The sequence below is a fragment of the Streptomyces sp. NPDC058371 genome (assembly GCF_042723265.1).
GTDB lineage: Bacteria > Actinomycetota > Actinomycetes > Streptomycetales > Streptomycetaceae > Streptomyces.
Window position 1 is genome coordinate 202,713 of sequence record NZ_JBHXJC010000001.1, and the last position, 15,904, is coordinate 218,616.

Below are 15,904 nucleotides of genomic sequence, written 5' to 3' on the forward strand. Positions count from 1 at the left end.
GCAACTGTGGTGGGTGGGGGGAATCAGGGTTGGGTCTCCGCACGGAAGCAGGTGCCCCACTCACACTGCCCGACCGTCAGTGGCCGGCCTGCTGTAGCTGCGGCAGCACCTTCGTCCGGTAGAAGTCGAAGAAACCGCGCTGGTCCGGGCCGATCTGGTTGACGTACACATGGTCGAAGCCGGCCTCGGCGAAGGCGCTGAGGGCGGTGACGTGCTCGTCGACGTCGTCCCCGCACACCGTGTTCTCGCCGACCATCTCTTCGGTGATCAGCGGCTCCAGCTGCTCGAAATGGCGCGGGGTCGGCAGGATCTGGCCCATCTCGCCCGGCAGCAGCTGGTTGGACCAGAGCCTGCGGACCGTACGGACCGCCTCGTCCCGGTCCTGGCCGTAACAGACCTTCGTACCGCCGCTCACCGGCTTGCCGCCCCCGCCGCCCTTGCGGAACTGCTCGACCATCGACTCATCGGGCGTCATCGTGATGTAGCCGTCGCCGACGCGCGCCGCCAGTGCGGTCGCCGCGGGGCCGAAGCCGGAGATGTCGATGGGGACCGGCTCGTCCGGGACCGTGTAGAGGCGGGCGTTCTCCACCGTGTAGTGGGTGCCGTGGTGGTTGACCTCCTCGCCGGTGAAGAGGTTCCGCATCACCTGGATCGCCTCCTCCAGCATCTCCAGGCGGATGTTCGCGGGCGGCCAGGCGTCACCGAGGATGTGCTCGTTGAGCGCCTCTCCGCTGCCGAGACCGAGCCGGAAGCGGCCGTTCGTCATGACGGCGCTGGTCGCGGCGGCCTGTGCCACCACCGCCGGGTGGATCCGGACCGTCGGGCAGGTGACCGCCGTCTGGACCGGCAGGGACACGGCCTCGGAGAGCGCGCCGATCACCGACCACACGAACGGGCTCTGGCCCTGTGCCTCGTTCCACGGGTGATAGTGGTCCGAGATCCACAGGCGCTGGAAACCGGCCTGCTCGGCCATCCGCGCCTGCTCGACGAGATCCGCGGGACCGAACTCCTCGGTCGACAGGAAATAGCCGTACTCGGCCATGGGGGGCACCTCCGCGACAGTGCTGGTCAGGGCAGGGGCCGGGTAACCCTGCCGACAGCGGCGAAACCCGGCCGCCGCGCGGCCCCGGACCCGGCGGCCCGGCCGCCACGACGTTTGGCCTCCCTGCCCAGGGGGACGCGGTAAGCCCGTACGCGTGACCATGTCGGAGGCGAACCTGTGGCTCGACCCCGGATCGTGATCGTCGGTGCCGGCTTCGCCGGGTACCAGGCGGCCCGCACGCTGTCCCGGCGAAGCGGAGGCAAGGCGGACATCACGCTGCTCAACCCGACCGACTACTTTCTGTATCTGCCGCTGCTGCCCCAGGTGGCGGCGGGCGTCCTGGAACCCCGCCGCGTCACCGTGTCCCTCACCGGGACCCTGCCGCACGTACGCCTGGCGCTCGGCGAGGCCGACCGCATCGACCTCGATGAGCGCACCGTCCACTACACCGACCCCGAGGGCGACGGGGGCACGCTGGCGTACGACCGTCTCGTGCTCGCCGTCGGCAGCGTCAACAAGCTGCTGCCCGTGCCCGGGGTCGCCGAGTACGCGCACGGCTTCCGGGGGCTGCCCGAGGCGCTGTATCTGCGGGACCACGTGACCCGGCAGGTGGAGCTCGCGGCCGCCGCCGACGACCCCAAGACCTGCGCCTCGCGCTGCACCTTCGTGGTCGTCGGCGCCGGATACACCGGCACCGAGGTCGCCGCGCAGGGGCAGATGTTCACCGACCAGCTGGTCCGCAAGCGGCCCCTGCCCGAGGGCAGGCGGCCCCGCTGGCTACTGCTCGACGTCGCCCCGCGGGTGCTGCCGGGTCTGGACGAGCGGCTCGCCCGCACCGCCGACCGGGTACTGCGCGAACGGGGCGTCGACGTGCGGACGGAGACCTCAGTACAGGAGGCGACGCCGAGCGGAGTCCGGCTCAGCGACGGGGAGTTCGTCGAGACGCGGACCCTCGTCTGGTGTGTCGGTGTGCGGCCCGACCCGCTGGTCGAGAGCCTCGGCCGGCCGCAGGAGCAGGGGCGGCTGCTCGTCGACCCGTATCTGCAAGTCCCGGGACATCCCGAGGTGTTCGCCTGCGGGGACGCGGCGGCGGTCCCGGATCTGGAGAAGCCGGGGGAGTACACGCCGATGACCGCGCAGCACGCCTGGCGGCAGGGAAAGGTCGCCGCCCGCAATGTCGCGGCCTCCCTCGGCAGCGGCGAGCGCCGCGCCTACCGGCACCGCGATCTCGGCTTCACCGTGGACCTCGGCGGCGCGAAGGGCGCGGCCAATCCCCTCGGCCTGCCGCTGTCCGGCGTGCTCGCCGGCGCGGTGACCCGTGGCTACCACCTCGCGGCGATGCCGGCCAACCGCGTCCGGGTCGCCGCCGACTGGCTCCTGGATGCCGTACTGCCGCGCCAGGGCGTCCAGTTGGGCCTGGTCCGCTCGTGGTCCGTGCCCCTGGACACCGCATCGCCCGAACTCGCGAGGGTGCCGGGGGAAGCCGGCCGCAGCCCTCGCTCCGGTTCGCCGGAGACCTCCGGCGAACCCGCCAGGCCCGCTTCCGGTACGGCGGCGGAGAAGGCCTCCGGCAAGTCCGTTTCCGGTACGGCGGCGGAGAAGGCCTCCGGTAAGTCCGTCACCCCCGCTTCCGGTAGAGCGGCGGAGAAAAAAGCCTCCGCCAAGCCCGCTTCCCGTAGGGCGGCGCAGAAAGCCTCCCCCAAGCACGCCGACGACACCCGCGGCAACCCCGCGGAAGGAGACTCATGAATGCCATGAACACCCGTCAGCTCGCCGAGCTCGGCCAGCAGTTGCGCGTGGACAGTGTGCGCGCGTCCGATGCCGCGGGCTCCGGACACCCCACGTCCTCGATGTCCGCCGCCGACCTGATGGCGGTCCTGCTCGCCCATCACCTGCGCTACGACTTCGACCGCCCCCAGCACCCCGGCAACGACCGCTTCGTGCTCTCCAAGGGGCATGCCTCGCCGCTGCTGTACGCCGCGTACAAGGCGGCCGGCGCGATCAGTGACGCCGAGCTGCTCACCTTCCGCAAGCTCGGCAGCCGGCTCGAAGGACACCCGACGCCCCGCAGGCTGCCCTGGGTCGAGACGGCCACCGGGTCCCTCGGACAGGGGCTGCCCGTCGGAGTGGGCATCGCGCTCGCCGGCAAGCGGCTCGACCGCACCGGCTACCGCGTCTGGGTCCTGTGCGGCGACAGCGAACTCGCCGAGGGCTCCGTGTGGGAGGCCGCCGAGCACGCCGGGTACGAGCACCTCGACAACCTCACCGCGATCGTCGACGTCAACCGGCTCGGCCAGCGCGGCCCCACCCGGCACGGGCACGACCTGGACGCGTACGCACGCCGCTTCCAGGCCTTCGGCTGGCACACGGTCGAGGTCGACGGACACGACGTCGACGCCGTCGACCGGGCCTTCGGTGAGGCCGAGTCCACCACCGGGCAGCCGACCGTCATCCTCGCCCGGACGCTCAAGGGCAAGGGCGTCGAGTCCGTCCAGGACCGCGAGGGACTGCACGGCAAGCCGCTGCCGGACGCCGAGGAGGCGATCGCCGAGCTCGGCGGCGTACGCGAGCTGCACGTGGAGGTCCAGCAGCCGCCGGCCGCACGGATCCTGCACGCCGTGCGCGCGGGCCACGTGGAGCTGCCGCGCTACGAGACCGGTGACGAGGTGGCCACCCGCAACGCCTACGGGCAGGCGCTCGCCGCGCTCGGCACCGCACGCGGTGACGTCGTCGCCCTGGACGGCGAGGTGAGCGACTCGACGCGTGCCGAGTTCTTCGCCAAGGAGTACCCGGACCGCTTCTTCGAGTGCTACATCGCCGAGCAGCAGCTGGTCGCGGCCGCGGTCGGCATGGCGGCACGCGGCTGGGTGCCGTACGTCTCGACGTTCGCCGCGTTCCTCACCCGTGCCCACGACTTCGTGCGGATGGCGTCGATCAGCGGCGCCGGCATCAACCTCGTCGGCTCGCACGCGGGTGTCTCCATCGGCCAGGACGGGCCCTCGCAGATGGGTCTGGAGGACCTGGCGATGTTCCGGTCGGTGTACGGCTCGACCGTGCTGTACCCGTGCGACGCCAACCAGACGGCGAAGCTCGTCGGTGCCATGGCCGACCTGGAGGGCGTCCGCTATCTGCGCACCTCCCGCGGGGAAGCCCCCGTCATCTACAGCCCCACCGAGGATTTCCCGGTCGGCGGCAGCAAGGTGCTGCGCGCCTCCGACGACGACCGGCTGACCGTCGTCGCGGCCGGTGTCACCGTCCACGAGGCGCTGGCCGCCGCGCAGACGCTCGACGCCGAGGGCATCCAGGTGCGGGTGATCGACCTCTACTCGGTCAAGCCCGTCGACCGCGGCACCCTGCGCGAGGCCGCCGAACACACCGGCTGCCTGCTCACGGTCGAGGACCACCGGGAGGAGGGCGGCCTCGGCGACGCGGTGCTCGACGCCTTCGTCGACGGCGGCCCCACCCCGCGCCTGGTGCGCCTCGCCGTCCGGTCCATGCCGGGTTCGGCTTCCCCGGAGGAGCAGCTGCACGCCGCGGGCATCGACGCGGAGTCGATCGCGGCGTCGGTGCGGCTGCTGGTGGAACAAGCCGTCGTGCGCTGACCAGCAGGGGCCCGTCGGCCGCTGGAAGGGGAGGAGCAGGATGAGCAGCGCACGGACCATGCGCGTCGGCCGCCGCAGCGTGGAGGTCCACCGGCCGGAGAAGGTGCTGTTCCCCGGGGAGGGGCGGGCCAAGGAGTACACGAAGGACGACGTCATCGGGTACTACCGGGCCGTCGCCCCTTTCATGCTCCCGCATCTGCGGGGCCGGCCGCTGATGCTGGAGCGGCGCCCCGACGGGCTCGGCGGGCCCACGTTCATGCAGAAGAACACCCCGGACCACTATCCCGAGTGGATCCGGCGCGTGGAGGTGCCCAAGGAGGGCGGTACGGTCCTGCACCCCGTCTGCGAGGACGCGGCCACGCTCGTCTACCTCGCCGACCAGGCCTGCCTCACGCTGCACCGCTGGCTGTCCAGGGCCGACCGGATCGACCGGCCCGACCGGATGGTCTTCGACCTGGACCCGAGTACGGACGATTTCGGCGTGGTGCGGGACGCCGCCGTGTTCCTCGGTGAGCTGCTGGACGAGCTGAAGCTCCCCTCGGCGCTGATGACGACCGGCTCGCGGGGGCTGCACGTCGTGGTGCCCCTCAACGGACACCACGACTTCGACGAGGTGCGCGCGTTCGCCAAGGACGCCGCCGACGCCCTCGCCGACGCCCACCCCGACCGGTTCACCACCGCGGCCCGCAAGAAGGACCGCGGAGACCGGCTCTACCTCGACATCCAGCGCAACGCCTACGCGCAGACTGCCGTGGCCCCCTTCAGCGTCCGCGCCCTGCCCGGCGCCCCCGTCGCCGTCCCCATTTCCTGGGGCCAGCTCGACGACTCGCGCCTGCACGCCCGCCGCTGGACGATCGCCGACGCCGTCGACCAGGCCCGCACGAATCCCTGGGCCGGCCTGATGAGCCACGGGCGCGCACTGGGCCCGGCCAGGCGCCGGCTCGACGCCCTGCGTGGCTGAGACTCGCGATCCTTAAGGTTTGGCCAACGCACGAGCGAGCACCCGGTGTTCGAGGTGGCCATGTCGAACACATCGAACACATCCAAATCACAGAATTCACAGAACTCTTCCCGGAGCGGCAACAACAACAAGGAAGCAGGCGGGGCGGACGGCCAGTTGAGACCCATGGAGGTGCTGCGTCAGGCGCGCACCCAATTGGCCGAGCTCACTGGCGCGGAGGCCGAATCGGTGTCGTCGTTCGAACGCACCGAGGACGGCTGGGCCCTGGAGGTCGAGGTCCTGGAAATGGCCAAGATCCCGGACACGATGAGCCTGCTGGCGACTTACCAGGTGGAACTCGACCAGGACGGCGAGCTCACCGGTTACCGCCGAGTCCGCCGCTACGAACGGGGGAGGGCCGAGACACGCAGGCCCGGCGGTCGATAGACGGACCGCACTCCCGTGCAGACACCCACAGACAAGGAGGACCCTCGGTATGACCGTAGTCCCGGCACAGCAATCAGGCGGATCGGGCGGCACCAGTGGCCTGTACGACGTCTTGGAGCTCGTCCTCGACCGAGGAATCGTCATCGACGCGTTCGTGCGGGTCTCCCTCGTCGGCATCGAGATCCTGAAGATCGACGTACGTGTCGTCATCGCCAGCGTCGACACCTATCTGCGTTTCGCCGAGGCATGCAACCGCCTCGACCTGGAGGCCGGCCCGCACAAGAACCCCGGGCTGCCCGACCTGATGGGCGAGCTCACCGAGTCCGGTGCGCGCGGCAAGTCCAAGGGGGCGCTGTCCGGCGCCGCCGAGACCATCTCCGACGCCTTCAAGCAGTCCCGCGACGAGGGCCAGTCCGAGTCCCGGTCCGCTTCGCGGCCGCGTGCCCGGAAGACCGCGGCTTCGCGCCGTAAGGAGGAGAGCGAGTGAGTACGTACGTCTACGGCATCACCGAGAGCTCGCACACTTCGCTCCCCGAGGGCATGAACGGCGTCGGTGAACCCGCCCGTCCCGTGCGCATCCTCAAGGAGGGCGAACTGGCGGCCATCGTCAGCGACGCCCCCGAGGGGCTGCGCCCCAAGCGCCGGGACCTGCTCGCCCACCAGAACGTGCTGGGCGAGGCGGGCGGTGGCGGCTCGGTGCTGCCCATGCGCTTCGGCAGCGTCGCGGCCGACGACGAGTCCGTGCTCGGGGTGCTCGCCGAACGGGCGGAGCACTACCAGGAGCGGCTCAGGACGCTGGCCGGCAAGGTCGAGTACAACATCAAGGCCAGCCACGACGAAGAGGCCGTGCTGCACCGGGTGATGAGCGAGAACCCGGAGATACGGGCCTACACCGAGGCGAACCGGCAGGCCGGCGGCGGCAGCCACGAGGACAAGATGCGGCTCGGCGAGATGGTCGTGGCCGCGCTGCAGGCCCGCGAGGCCGAGGACGCGGCGGGAATCCAGCGCACGCTGGAGCCGGTCGCGGACGCCGTGAGCGCGGGACCCGAGTCCACCGGCTGGCTGGCCAACCTGTCGTTCCTGGTGGAGCGCAAGTCGGCCGATGTGTTCCTCACCGCCGTCGAGCAGATCCGCACCGGGCAGCCGCACCTCGAACTGCGCGTCAACGGACCGCTGCCGCCGTACAGCTTCGTCGAGCCCGGACCCGCCCAGCACGCGGACACCCTGACGGGTGCGGAGACGGGCGGCGAGTGAGCCCATGGGACTGATCGGCGAGGTGCTGATGCTGCCGTTCGCCCCGGTGCGCGGCAGCCTCTGGGCGGTGAATCAGGTGGTGGCCGAGGCCGAGCGCCAGTACTACGACCCGGCAGCGGTCCGAGCCGAACTGGCCCAGCTGGAGAAGCGGCTGGAGGCAGGAGAGATCGACGACGAAGAGTTCGACCGGCTCGAGGACGAACTCCTCGACCGGCTGGAAATCGGCCTGCGCCCACGCGTGGGAACGGACAACGGGACCATACGATGAATCGACTAGGACTGGGCCTCGCGGTAGGGGCCGGGTACTTCCTCGGACGTACCAAGAAGATGAAGCTGGCCTTCGCGGTCGGCACCATGGTGGCCGGCAAGCGGCTGCATCTCAGCCCGCGGGCCCTCGCGGATCTGGTCTCTCAGCAACTGCAGAACAACCCGCAGTTCAAGGAGATCGGAGACCAGCTGCGGCAGGACCTGCGGGGAGTCGGAAAGGCCGCCTCCGGCGCGCTGGTCGAGCGGCAGATCGAGGGTCTCGCCGACCGGCTGCACGGACGGACCGCCGAGGTGCGGGACCAGCTCGCCGGGGTCGTCCCCGACGTGCCCGGCCTGGACCAGGAGGACGACGAGGGCCACGAGGACGACGCGGAGGCCGCCGAGTACGACGACGCGGACGAGCCGGACGACGAGTACGACGAGCCGGACGACCGCGACGACGACGAGGCCCCCGAGCGGGAGTCCGCCGAGGAGCGGCCCGAGCCGCGCCGGCGCAAGAAGGCTCCCGCGAAGAAGGCCCCCGCCAAGAAGACGGCGCAGAAGCAGGGTTCCGCCAAGAAGACGGCGGCCCGCAAGGCTCCGGCGAAGAGGACGGCGGCGAAGAAGACGGCGTCGAGTACGGCCAAGAAGGCTCCCGCGAAGAAGACGGCCGCGGCGAAGACCGCCACGCGCCGCCCGGCGCGGAGCCGCCAGTCGGAGGGAGGCGGCAACGATGACTGACACCCTCGGATCCGCGACGAAGCATGCGAAGGACAATCCGGTCACGGGCGTCGTGCAGAGCGAGGCGGCCGACCGGCTGAAGTCGGAGGTCCAGGAGTACCTGGCCGCCCAGGCCCAGCGGCTGCTGGTCGGGGTCGGGCACAAGCTCGGCGAGACGACCGGCAAGCTCAACGACATCGCCGAGGGCAACAGCCCCGGCTTCGCCAAGCTCGCCCTCGACGGCGGCCGCAAACTCGCCGAGGGCAAGGGGCCGTTGCGGTCCGCGGTGGAACTGGGCGCGGGCCGGGCCAAGGACAGCGTGGTCGGCGCGTTCAAGAACATGGTCGGTGGCAAGGGGCGCAAGAAGGGCGGCGCCGGCAAGAAGCCCACGGTCATCATGGAGTTCATCGATGTCGGCGTGCCGCTGCGCACCGCCTACGACCAGTGGACCCAGTACCAGGACTTCAGCACCTTCGCGAAGGGCGTCAAGAGCGCGAACCGCGCCGACGACACCACCTCCGACTGGCAGATGAAGATCTTCTGGTCCAACCGGAGCTGGAAGGCGCACACCACCGAGCAGGTGGCGGACGACCGGATCTCCTGGACGTCGGAGGGCGCCAAGGGTTCCTCGAAGGGCGTCGTCTCCTTCCACGAGCTGGCGGAGAACCTCACACGTGTCCTGCTGGTCCTCGAGTACTACCCCAAGGGACTCTTCGAGAAGACCGGCAACATCTGGCGCGCCCAGGGCCGCCGGGCGCGGCTCGACCTGAAGAACTTCGCCCGGTTCATCACGATCAAGGGCGAGGCGGACGACGGCTGGCGCGGCGAGATCCGCGACGGCGAGGTCGTGCGCAGCCACGAGGACGCCCTCGAGGAGGAGCAGAGCGAGGCCTCGGCGGAGGACGGCGCCGAGGACGAGTACGAGGAAGAGCCCGACGAGGAGACCGCGGAGGCGGAAGCCGCCGACGAGACCCCGGAGGACGAGCCGGAGGACTCCTACGAGGACGAGGAGGAGGACGGCGAGTACATTGAGGAGGACGAGCCGGCCGCGTACGACGAGGGCGAAGAAGAGTACGAGGACGAGCCCGCTGAGGCGGCCGCGAGCGGGAGTCGCCGATGACGACGCCCGGTCGCATCCCTGAGCCGTACGGACAGGGCGGCGGCGCCAATCTCGCCGACATCCTGGAGCGGGTGCTCGACAAGGGCATCGTGATCGCGGGAGACATCCGGATCAATCTGCTCGACATCGAGCTCCTCACGATCAAGCTGCGGCTCATCGTCGCCTCCGTCGACAAGGCGAAGGAGATGGGGATCGACTGGTGGGAGGACGATCCGGCCCTGTCCTCCCGCGCGCACCACAATCAACTGGCCCGCGAGAACGCCGAGTTGCGTGCTCATCTCGCGGAGCTGGAGCAATCGGGGCGCGGCCGCGCCGGCGACGAACAGCTGGAGCGCGGCCGTACCGAGAAGGAGGCCCCATGACCGGGCTGCGGTACGTCTACGCCGTCTGCCGTCCCTTCGGCGCGGCCCTGCAGACCGATGTGACGGGCGTCGCGGGCGCGCCCCCCGGGCAGTTGGAGCACCACGGGCTGATCGCCGTCGTCAGTACGGTGCCGGAGCGGGACTTCGCCGAGGAGCCGCTGCGGCACCATCTCGAGGACCTGGACTGGCTCAGCGCGACCGCTCGGGCCCACCAGAGTGTGATCGACGCGCTCACCGCCGTCACCACCCCGCTGCCGCTCCGGCTCGCCACCGTGTTCCGGGACGACAGCGGTCTGCGCACCATGATGGAGGAGCGCGAGGACGCGTTCCGGCGCACGCTCGACCGGCTCGACGGCCGGGTGGAATGGGGCGTCAAGGTCTATGCCGAGGCGGAGAGCGCGGAGGCTTCCGGGACGCCGGCGAAAGCCGCGACGGGCCGGGACTATCTGCGCCAGCGCCGAATGAAGGCCCGGGCGCACGAGGAAATGTGGGAAAGCGCCGAGAAGTTCGCGCGCCGCCTGCACGGCACCCTTTCCGGACATGCGGAAGACGCCCGGCTGCATGCGCCCCAGAATTCCGCGCTTTCCCGTGAATCGGGCCGCAACGTGCTCAACGCGGCCTATCTGGTGCCGCGTTCCGACTCGGAGGCCTTTGTGGAACTGGTGGACCGTACGAAGGACGAGGAGGCGGGCCTGCGGGTGGAACTCACCGGGCCGTGGGCCGCGTACTCGTTCGCCGGTCTTGAGGAGGCCGACGCGGGCGGCGTGACGGGGGAGTCGGGGCTGTGACCGTCGTGGAACGCCGGGAGGTGGCCCTCGTCGACCTGCTCGACCGGCTGCTCGCGGGCGGCGTCGTCATCACCGGCGACCTCACGCTGCGGATCGCGGACGTCGACCTGGTCCGTATCGATCTGAACGCGCTCATCAGCTCGGTGAACGAGCAAGTCCCCTCGCCCTGGCAGGAGTCGCTGTGACCGGCAAGACCACCGAGTCCGGAAGGACGACCGGGAAGAACCGGCTGGAACTAGAACCGGACACCGTCGAGCGCGACCTCGTCAAGCTCGTCCTGACCGTGGTGGAGCTGCTGCGGCAGCTCATGGAGCGGCAGGCCGTGCGGCGCTTCGACACCGGGGAGCTGTCCGAGGACCAGGAGGAGCGCATCGGCCTCACCCTGATGCTGCTCGACGACCGTATGACCGAGCTGCGCGAGCGCTACGGACTGCGGCCCGAGGACCTGAATCTGGACCTCGGGCCGTTGGGACCGCTGCTCCCCAGGGAGTGACTCCCCGGAGATCGCAGCGGTCCGGGACTGCAAGTGACTGCAACGGGTTACCAGCGATACCAGCGACCCCTGCCTCCGCCGGAACTCGTACCGCGTACCAGGAATCCCAGTAGCCACAGCACGAGAACGACCAGGGCAATCCACCACAGGATTTTCAGCGCGAATCCGGCGCCGAAGAGAATCAGCACCAGAAGCAGCACCAGCAGGATGGGAACCATAGTGAACCTCCTGCTGCGCCGAGTTTCCCGAAAGGTGGGAATTAGACGTTCTTTCGGCAGAGAATTTCTCCGTGCAGGACGGCGAACCAGCCGTCCTCCTGCCGGCCCCACGCGCGCCAGGCCTCCGATACGGCCCGCAGCCGCTCCGTGGTCGCGTGGCCGCTCTCCGTGGCCCGCTCCGCGTAGGCCGAGGCGAGCGTGCGGTCCGCCCACAGGCCGCTCCACCACTGGCGTTCTTCCGCGGTGGCGAAGGTCCAGGTGCTCGATGTGGCGGTGATGTCCGTGAGGCCGGCGCGCAGGGCCCAGGACTTCAGCCGGCGGCCCGCGTCCGGCTCACCGCCGTTGGCGCGGGCGACCCGCAGATACAGCTCCAGCCAGTCGTCCATGCCCGGTGAGCGCGGATACCAGGTCATCGCCGAGTAGTCCGAGTCCCGGACCGCGATGAACCCGCCCGGCCTGGTGACCCGGACCATCTCACGCAGGGCCCGCACCGGGTCGCCCACGTGCTGGAGCACCTGGTGGGCGTGCACCACGCAGAAGGTGTCGTCCGGGTAGTCCAGTGCGTGGACGTCGGCCACCGCGAAGCCGACGTTCCGCAGGCCGCGGTCGGCGGCCGTGGTGCGGGCCTGTTCCAGGATGTCCGGCGCCCGGTCGACGCCGGTGACATGGCCGTCGGGTACCAGGGCCGCCAGATCGGCGGTGATCGTGCCCGGACCGCAGCCGATGTCCAGGATCTTCATGTGGGGCTTCAGCGAGCCGAGGAGGTAACCGGCCGAGTTGGCGGCCGTGCGCCAGGTGTGCGAGCGCAGTACGGACTCGTGGTGGCCGTGCGTGTAGACGGCGGTCTCCCGCGGCTTCGGCATGACGGTTTCCCCTTCTCGCGTACGAGTTGGCGGCGCACGAACCCCGCGGAGCCGCTGCTCCGCGGGGCGGTGGCCGCAGGTGCATCACCGTACGTCGTCATGTCGCATGATGAGACCGGCGTCTCATCATGCGGTCGGTGCGCCGCTCAGCGCGTTCTGCGGGGAACCGGCAGGACCGGCCGGGTGACCGCCAGGCCTCGCCACCCCGGGGTCCGCGTCCGCGCGTGCCCGGTCCGGGAGCAGGGCCCTGACGACGTACGCGGCGCCCACCCCCAGGGCCGCGCCGGCGAGTACATCGCTCGGGAAGTGCACGCCCGTGTAGACACGGGACAGCGCGACCGCGGCGGCCACCGGCGCCACCGCCGCACCCCAGCCGCGGGACTCCAGCGCCACACCGGTCGCGAAGGCGGCCGCCGATGCGGAGTGGCCCGACGGGAACGACGTGGTGATCGGCTGGCGCTTCAGCTGTCGGATCAGCGGTACGGGGTCCAGGGCGGGACGGGTCCGCCGTACCGACCGCTTGCCGACGGTGTTGATCGTGGCGGACGCCAGAGTCAGTGAGGCGAGGCCGCGGGCGGCGGCTCTGCGGGCCGTGGGGGAACGGGTCGCCGCGAGCGCCGCCGCGGTGGCGAACCACAGCACGCCGTGGTTCGCGCTCCGGGTCAGCCGGGGGAGCAGACGGTCGCCGCCCGGCCAGTGCCGGGCCGCCACCGCCTCGAAGAGTCGGCAGTCCGCGGCCAGGAGCCGGTCGCGCAGGACGTGGGGGCCCGGGGGGCGGACGGTGAGGTCGACATCTGGGGTCATGCGGAGCGGGTACCCAGGGCGAGGCGATCTTTGCGAGGGCGGGTTCAGCCCGTCCGGCGGTCGAGGACGAGCGCGCGCGACAACGGGGTCCCGGGAGACGGAGCCCCCGGGGGCTGCGACGCCCGGGACGGTTATGCGTTTGCCCCGTGGCACCGGGTGCCCGGACAATGCCTCCCCATGGGACACCTCGAAGCCGCGCATCTTGAGTACTACCTCCCCGACGGGAGGCCGCTGCTCGGCGACGTGTCGTTCCGAGTGGGAGAAGGAGCCGTCGTGGCCCTGGTGGGCCCCAACGGAGCCGGCAAGACCACGCTCCTGCGCATGATCGCGGGAGAGCTCAAACCGCACGGCGGAACGGTCACCGTGGGCGGCGGCCTCGGCGTGATGCGCCAGTTCGTCGGCTCGGTCCGCGACGAGACGACCGTACGAGAGCTGCTCGTGTCCGTCGCCCCGCCCCGCATCCGCGAGGCCGCCCGGGCCGTCGACGCGGCCGAGCACGCGATGGTGACCGTCGACGACGAGGCCTCCCAGCTGCGGTACGCGCAGGCGCTCTCCGACTGGGCCGAGGTGCACGGCTACGAGTCCGAGACGCTCTGGGACATGTGCACCACGGCCGCGCTCGGCGTCCCGTACGAGAAGGCGCAGTGGCGCCAGGTGCGGACGCTGTCCGGCGGTGAACAGAAGCGGCTCGTCCTCGAAGCCCTGCTGCGCGGCACCGACGAGGTGCTGCTCCTCGACGAACCGGACAACTACCTCGACGTCCCGGGCAAGCGCTGGCTGGAGGAGCGGCTCAAGGAGACCCGCAAGACCGTTCTCTTCGTCTCCCACGACCGGGAACTGCTCGCCCGCGCCGCCGAGAAGATCGTGAGCGTCGAGCCCAGCCCCACGGGCGCGGACGCCTGGGTGCACGGGAGCGGCTTCGCGACGTACCACGAGGCACGACGGGAGCGCTTCGCCCGCTTCGAGGAGCTGCGGCGCCGCTGGGACGAGAAGCACGCCCAGCTGAAGAAGCTCGTGCTGAATCTGCGTCAGGCGGCCTCCATCAGCCATGAGCTGGCGTCCCGCTACCAGGCGGCGCAGACCCGGCTGAGGAAGTTCGAGGAGGCGGGTCCGCCGCCGGAGCCGCCGCGCGAGCAGGACATCACGATGCGGCTGCACGGCGGCCGTACCGGCGTCCGGGCCATCACCTGCAAGGGCCTTGAACTCACCGGTCTGATGAAACCGTTCGACCTGGAGGTGTTCTACGGCGAGCGGGTGGCCGTGCTCGGCTCCAACGGCTCGGGCAAGTCGCACTTCCTGCGGCTGCTGGCCGGCGGCGAGGTGGCGCACACGGGGGAGTGGAAGCTCGGCGCGCGCGTCGTGGCCGGACACTTCGCGCAGACGCACGCCCACCCCGAGCTGGAGGGGCGCACCCTGCTCGACATCCTCTGGAGCGAGCACTCCCAGGACCGCGGCGCCGCCATGTCCCGGCTGCGCCGCTACGAGCTGACCGCCCAGGCCGAGCAGCGCTTCGACAGGCTGTCCGGCGGGCAGCAGGCCCGTTTCCAGATCCTGCTGCTCGAACTGGAGGGCTCGACGGCCCTGCTGCTCGACGAGCCGACCGACAACCTCGACCTGGAGTCGGCGGAAGCACTCCAGGAGGGTCTGGAGGCGTACGAGGGGACGGTCCTGTCGGTCACCCACGACCGCTGGTTCGCCCGGTCCTTCGACCGCTATCTGGTCTTCGGCTCGGACGGCCGGCTGCGCGAGACCACCGAGCCGGTGTGGGACGAGCGGCGGGTGGAGCGCGCCCGGTAGGCCCTGGGGTCCGGGTCCGGGTCCGGGTCCGGGTCCCGGTCCTGGTCGCGGCCCGGGGCGACGGGCGCCCCGCTCGCCGTGCACGGAGGCCCGGGGCGCGGGATCTTCGTAGAGTGGAGGGAGAGGCGACATCCACGGCTCCCTCCCGGAGGCCGCTCGGGGTCAGCGCGTGCCGGGCGGGTACCCGGACCGCACGGACGCAGCACGACGATCGGGGTACCACGATGACCGGAGTCGACCCGGACCGGCTGGACGACCTGCAGCTCATGAAGGAGCTGGAGACGATCCACCGCACCCGTCACGACACGCTTCTGCACGGTTCCAACGACGCCCTGCGGATGCACAACGAACGCATGGCGCAGCTGGAGGGCGAGTATCTGCGCCGCAACCCGCGCCGCCCGATCGCAGCCGGCCGGACCCGCGAGGGCGCGCGGGAGAGATGACCTCCGCTCAGGTCCTGAGGGCCTGTGACGGCACGGGTCTCAGGACCTGAGGTTCGGGACGCTCACGCCGACTTCGACGACGCCTTGGCGAACTCGGCCAGCACGGCCTCGTCGAACGCCTTCAGATCGTCCGGCTTGCGACTGGTCACCAGCGTGTTGGGGCCGTGGTCGCAGATCTGCACCTGCTCGTCGACCCAGGTGCCGCCCGCGTTGCGGATGTCCGTGCGCAGGCTGGGCCACGAGGTGAGGACCCGGCCCGAGACGACGTCCGCCTCGACGAGCGTCCACGGGGCATGGCAGATCGCGGCCACCGGGCGCCCCGAGTCGAAGAAACCGCGGACGAAGGCCACGGCCTGCTCGTCCGTGCGCAGCATGTCCGGGTTGGCGACACCGCCCGGCAGGATGAGCCCGTCGAACGACTCGGCCCGGACGTCGCCGACGACCTTGTCCACGGGAAACGTGTCCGCCTTGTCCAGGTGGTCGAAGGCCTGGATCCGCCCCGGCTCCGTCGACACGAGCACGGGCTCGTGGCCCGCGTCGGTGACCGCCTGCCAGGGATCGGTGAGTTCGATCTGCTCGACGCCCTCCGGCGCCACGAGGAATGCGATACGCATGCTTGCTCCATCTCGTTTCCCGGCCTGCCGGGGGCGGGTCTCCTCCCAGGCCCCCCCCCCAACCCCGGCGTTTTCCCCCCCCCCCCCCCCCCCCCCTCCCCCCCCCCCCCCCCCCCCCCCCCCCCCCCCCCCCCCCCCCCCCCCCCCCCGT

At 71.1% G+C, this 15,904-nt stretch carries 19 protein-coding genes and 1 pseudogene; 15 read left to right on the plus strand and 5 right to left on the minus strand.

From position 1 onward, the window contains the following. Nucleotides 1-76 precede the first annotated feature (76 nt). Nucleotides 77-1,042 (minus strand): LLM class F420-dependent oxidoreductase, encoded by a 966-nt coding sequence (locus tag ACFWM2_RS00870; RefSeq protein WP_383271569.1) that lies wholly within the window; start codon nt 1,040-1,042, stop codon nt 77-79. 177 nt (nt 1,043-1,219) lie between these two features. On the opposite strand from ACFWM2_RS00870, the gene ACFWM2_RS00875 reads away from it, so the two are divergent. Genes ACFWM2_RS00875 through ACFWM2_RS00935 form a run of 13 tightly spaced genes read left to right on the plus strand, consistent with a single transcriptional unit; the run spans nt 1,220 to nt 11,014 of the window. Beyond that, the gene (locus ACFWM2_RS00875; protein ID WP_383271571.1) at nt 1,220-2,791 is read left to right on the plus strand and encodes an FAD-dependent oxidoreductase; all 1,572 of its coding nucleotides are present in this window, start codon (nt 1,220-1,222) and stop codon (nt 2,789-2,791) included. A gap of 5 nt (nt 2,792-2,796) precedes the next feature. Beyond that, nucleotides 2,797-4,644 (plus strand): transketolase, encoded by a 1,848-nt coding sequence (locus ACFWM2_RS00880; RefSeq protein ID WP_383271573.1) that lies wholly within the window; start codon nt 2,797-2,799, stop codon nt 4,642-4,644. A 40-nt stretch (nt 4,645-4,684) separates the two neighbouring features. Continuing rightward, the gene (gene ligD / locus ACFWM2_RS00885; protein ID WP_383271575.1) at nt 4,685-5,605 is read left to right on the plus strand and encodes a non-homologous end-joining DNA ligase; all 921 of its coding nucleotides are present in this window, start codon (nt 4,685-4,687) and stop codon (nt 5,603-5,605) included. A gap of 60 nt (nt 5,606-5,665) precedes the next feature. Next, on the plus strand, nt 5,666-6,031 hold the full coding sequence (locus ACFWM2_RS00890) for a gas vesicle protein (protein WP_383274039.1): 366 nt from the start codon (nt 5,666-5,668) through the stop codon (nt 6,029-6,031). A 49-nt stretch (nt 6,032-6,080) separates the two neighbouring features. Then, nucleotides 6,081-6,518, plus strand: a complete 438-nt coding sequence (locus ACFWM2_RS00895) for a gas vesicle structural protein GvpA (protein WP_383271577.1) — start codon at nt 6,081-6,083, stop codon at nt 6,516-6,518. Further along, nucleotides 6,515-7,285: a GvpL/GvpF family gas vesicle protein gene (locus tag ACFWM2_RS00900; protein WP_383271579.1), complete on the plus strand. Its 771-nt coding sequence runs from the start codon at nt 6,515-6,517 to the stop codon at nt 7,283-7,285. Before ACFWM2_RS00895 ends, ACFWM2_RS00900 begins: the two co-directional genes overlap by 4 nt. Before the next feature lie 4 nt (nt 7,286-7,289). Next, a complete protein-coding gene (locus ACFWM2_RS00905) occupies nt 7,290-7,553 on the plus strand; it encodes a gas vesicle protein GvpG (protein WP_383271581.1) in 264 nt (87 codons plus the stop codon). After that, the gene (locus tag ACFWM2_RS00910) at nt 7,550-8,272 is read left to right on the plus strand and encodes a DNA primase (protein WP_383271583.1); all 723 of its coding nucleotides are present in this window, start codon (nt 7,550-7,552) and stop codon (nt 8,270-8,272) included. Before ACFWM2_RS00905 ends, ACFWM2_RS00910 begins: the two co-directional genes overlap by 4 nt. Beyond that, a complete protein-coding gene (locus tag ACFWM2_RS00915) occupies nt 8,265-9,371 on the plus strand; it encodes an SRPBCC family protein (RefSeq protein ID WP_383271585.1) in 1,107 nt (368 codons plus the stop codon). Before ACFWM2_RS00910 ends, ACFWM2_RS00915 begins: the two co-directional genes overlap by 8 nt. After that, nucleotides 9,368-9,733 carry a gas vesicle protein gene (locus ACFWM2_RS00920; RefSeq protein ID WP_383271587.1) on the plus strand — a complete coding sequence of 122 codons (366 nt, stop codon included), beginning with the start codon at nt 9,368-9,370 and terminating at the stop codon, nt 9,731-9,733. Before ACFWM2_RS00915 ends, ACFWM2_RS00920 begins: the two co-directional genes overlap by 4 nt. Then, nucleotides 9,730-10,521: a GvpL/GvpF family gas vesicle protein gene (locus tag ACFWM2_RS00925; RefSeq protein ID WP_383271589.1), complete on the plus strand. Its 792-nt coding sequence runs from the start codon at nt 9,730-9,732 to the stop codon at nt 10,519-10,521. Before ACFWM2_RS00920 ends, ACFWM2_RS00925 begins: the two co-directional genes overlap by 4 nt. Beyond that, nucleotides 10,518-10,706 (plus strand): gas vesicle protein, encoded by a 189-nt coding sequence (locus ACFWM2_RS00930; RefSeq protein WP_383271591.1) that lies wholly within the window; start codon nt 10,518-10,520, stop codon nt 10,704-10,706. The genes ACFWM2_RS00925 and ACFWM2_RS00930 overlap by 4 nt, the downstream gene beginning before the upstream one ends. Next, entirely contained in the window at nt 10,703-11,014 is a 312-nt protein-coding gene (locus ACFWM2_RS00935; protein WP_383271593.1) for a gas vesicle protein K, read from the plus strand. Before ACFWM2_RS00930 ends, ACFWM2_RS00935 begins: the two co-directional genes overlap by 4 nt. A gap of 47 nt (nt 11,015-11,061) precedes the next feature. Here the strand turns inward: ACFWM2_RS00935 and ACFWM2_RS00940 are convergent, their stop codons facing one another. The 3 genes and pseudogenes from ACFWM2_RS00940 to ACFWM2_RS00950 form a co-directional block, all read right to left on the minus strand. Then, complete coding sequence (locus ACFWM2_RS00940) at nt 11,062-11,232, minus strand: hydrophobic protein (RefSeq protein WP_383271595.1); 171 nt, start codon at nt 11,230-11,232, stop codon at nt 11,062-11,064. Nucleotides 11,233-11,273: 41 nt separating this feature from the next. Further along, nucleotides 11,274-12,095 carry a methyltransferase domain-containing protein gene (locus ACFWM2_RS00945; protein WP_383271597.1) on the minus strand — a complete coding sequence of 274 codons (822 nt, stop codon included), beginning with the start codon at nt 12,093-12,095 and terminating at the stop codon, nt 11,274-11,276. A gap of 165 nt (nt 12,096-12,260) precedes the next feature. Next, a pseudogene (locus ACFWM2_RS00950) lies at nt 12,261-12,899 on the minus strand (phosphatase PAP2 family protein); the annotation flags it as partial. Between the two features lie 177 nt (nt 12,900-13,076). Between ACFWM2_RS00950 and ACFWM2_RS00955 the strand changes: the two are divergent. Next, on the plus strand, nt 13,077-14,696 hold the full coding sequence (locus tag ACFWM2_RS00955; RefSeq protein WP_383271599.1) for an ATP-binding cassette domain-containing protein: 1,620 nt from the start codon (nt 13,077-13,079) through the stop codon (nt 14,694-14,696). A 224-nt stretch (nt 14,697-14,920) separates the two neighbouring features. After that, on the plus strand, nt 14,921-15,139 hold the full coding sequence (locus ACFWM2_RS00960) for a DUF6158 family protein (RefSeq protein WP_383271601.1): 219 nt from the start codon (nt 14,921-14,923) through the stop codon (nt 15,137-15,139). Between the two features lie 62 nt (nt 15,140-15,201). Here ACFWM2_RS00960 and ACFWM2_RS00965 read toward each other — a convergent pair whose 3' ends face one another. Next, nucleotides 15,202-15,753: a type 1 glutamine amidotransferase domain-containing protein gene (locus tag ACFWM2_RS00965; protein ID WP_383271603.1), complete on the minus strand. Its 552-nt coding sequence runs from the start codon at nt 15,751-15,753 to the stop codon at nt 15,202-15,204. Nucleotides 15,754-15,904: the final 151 nt, after the last annotated feature.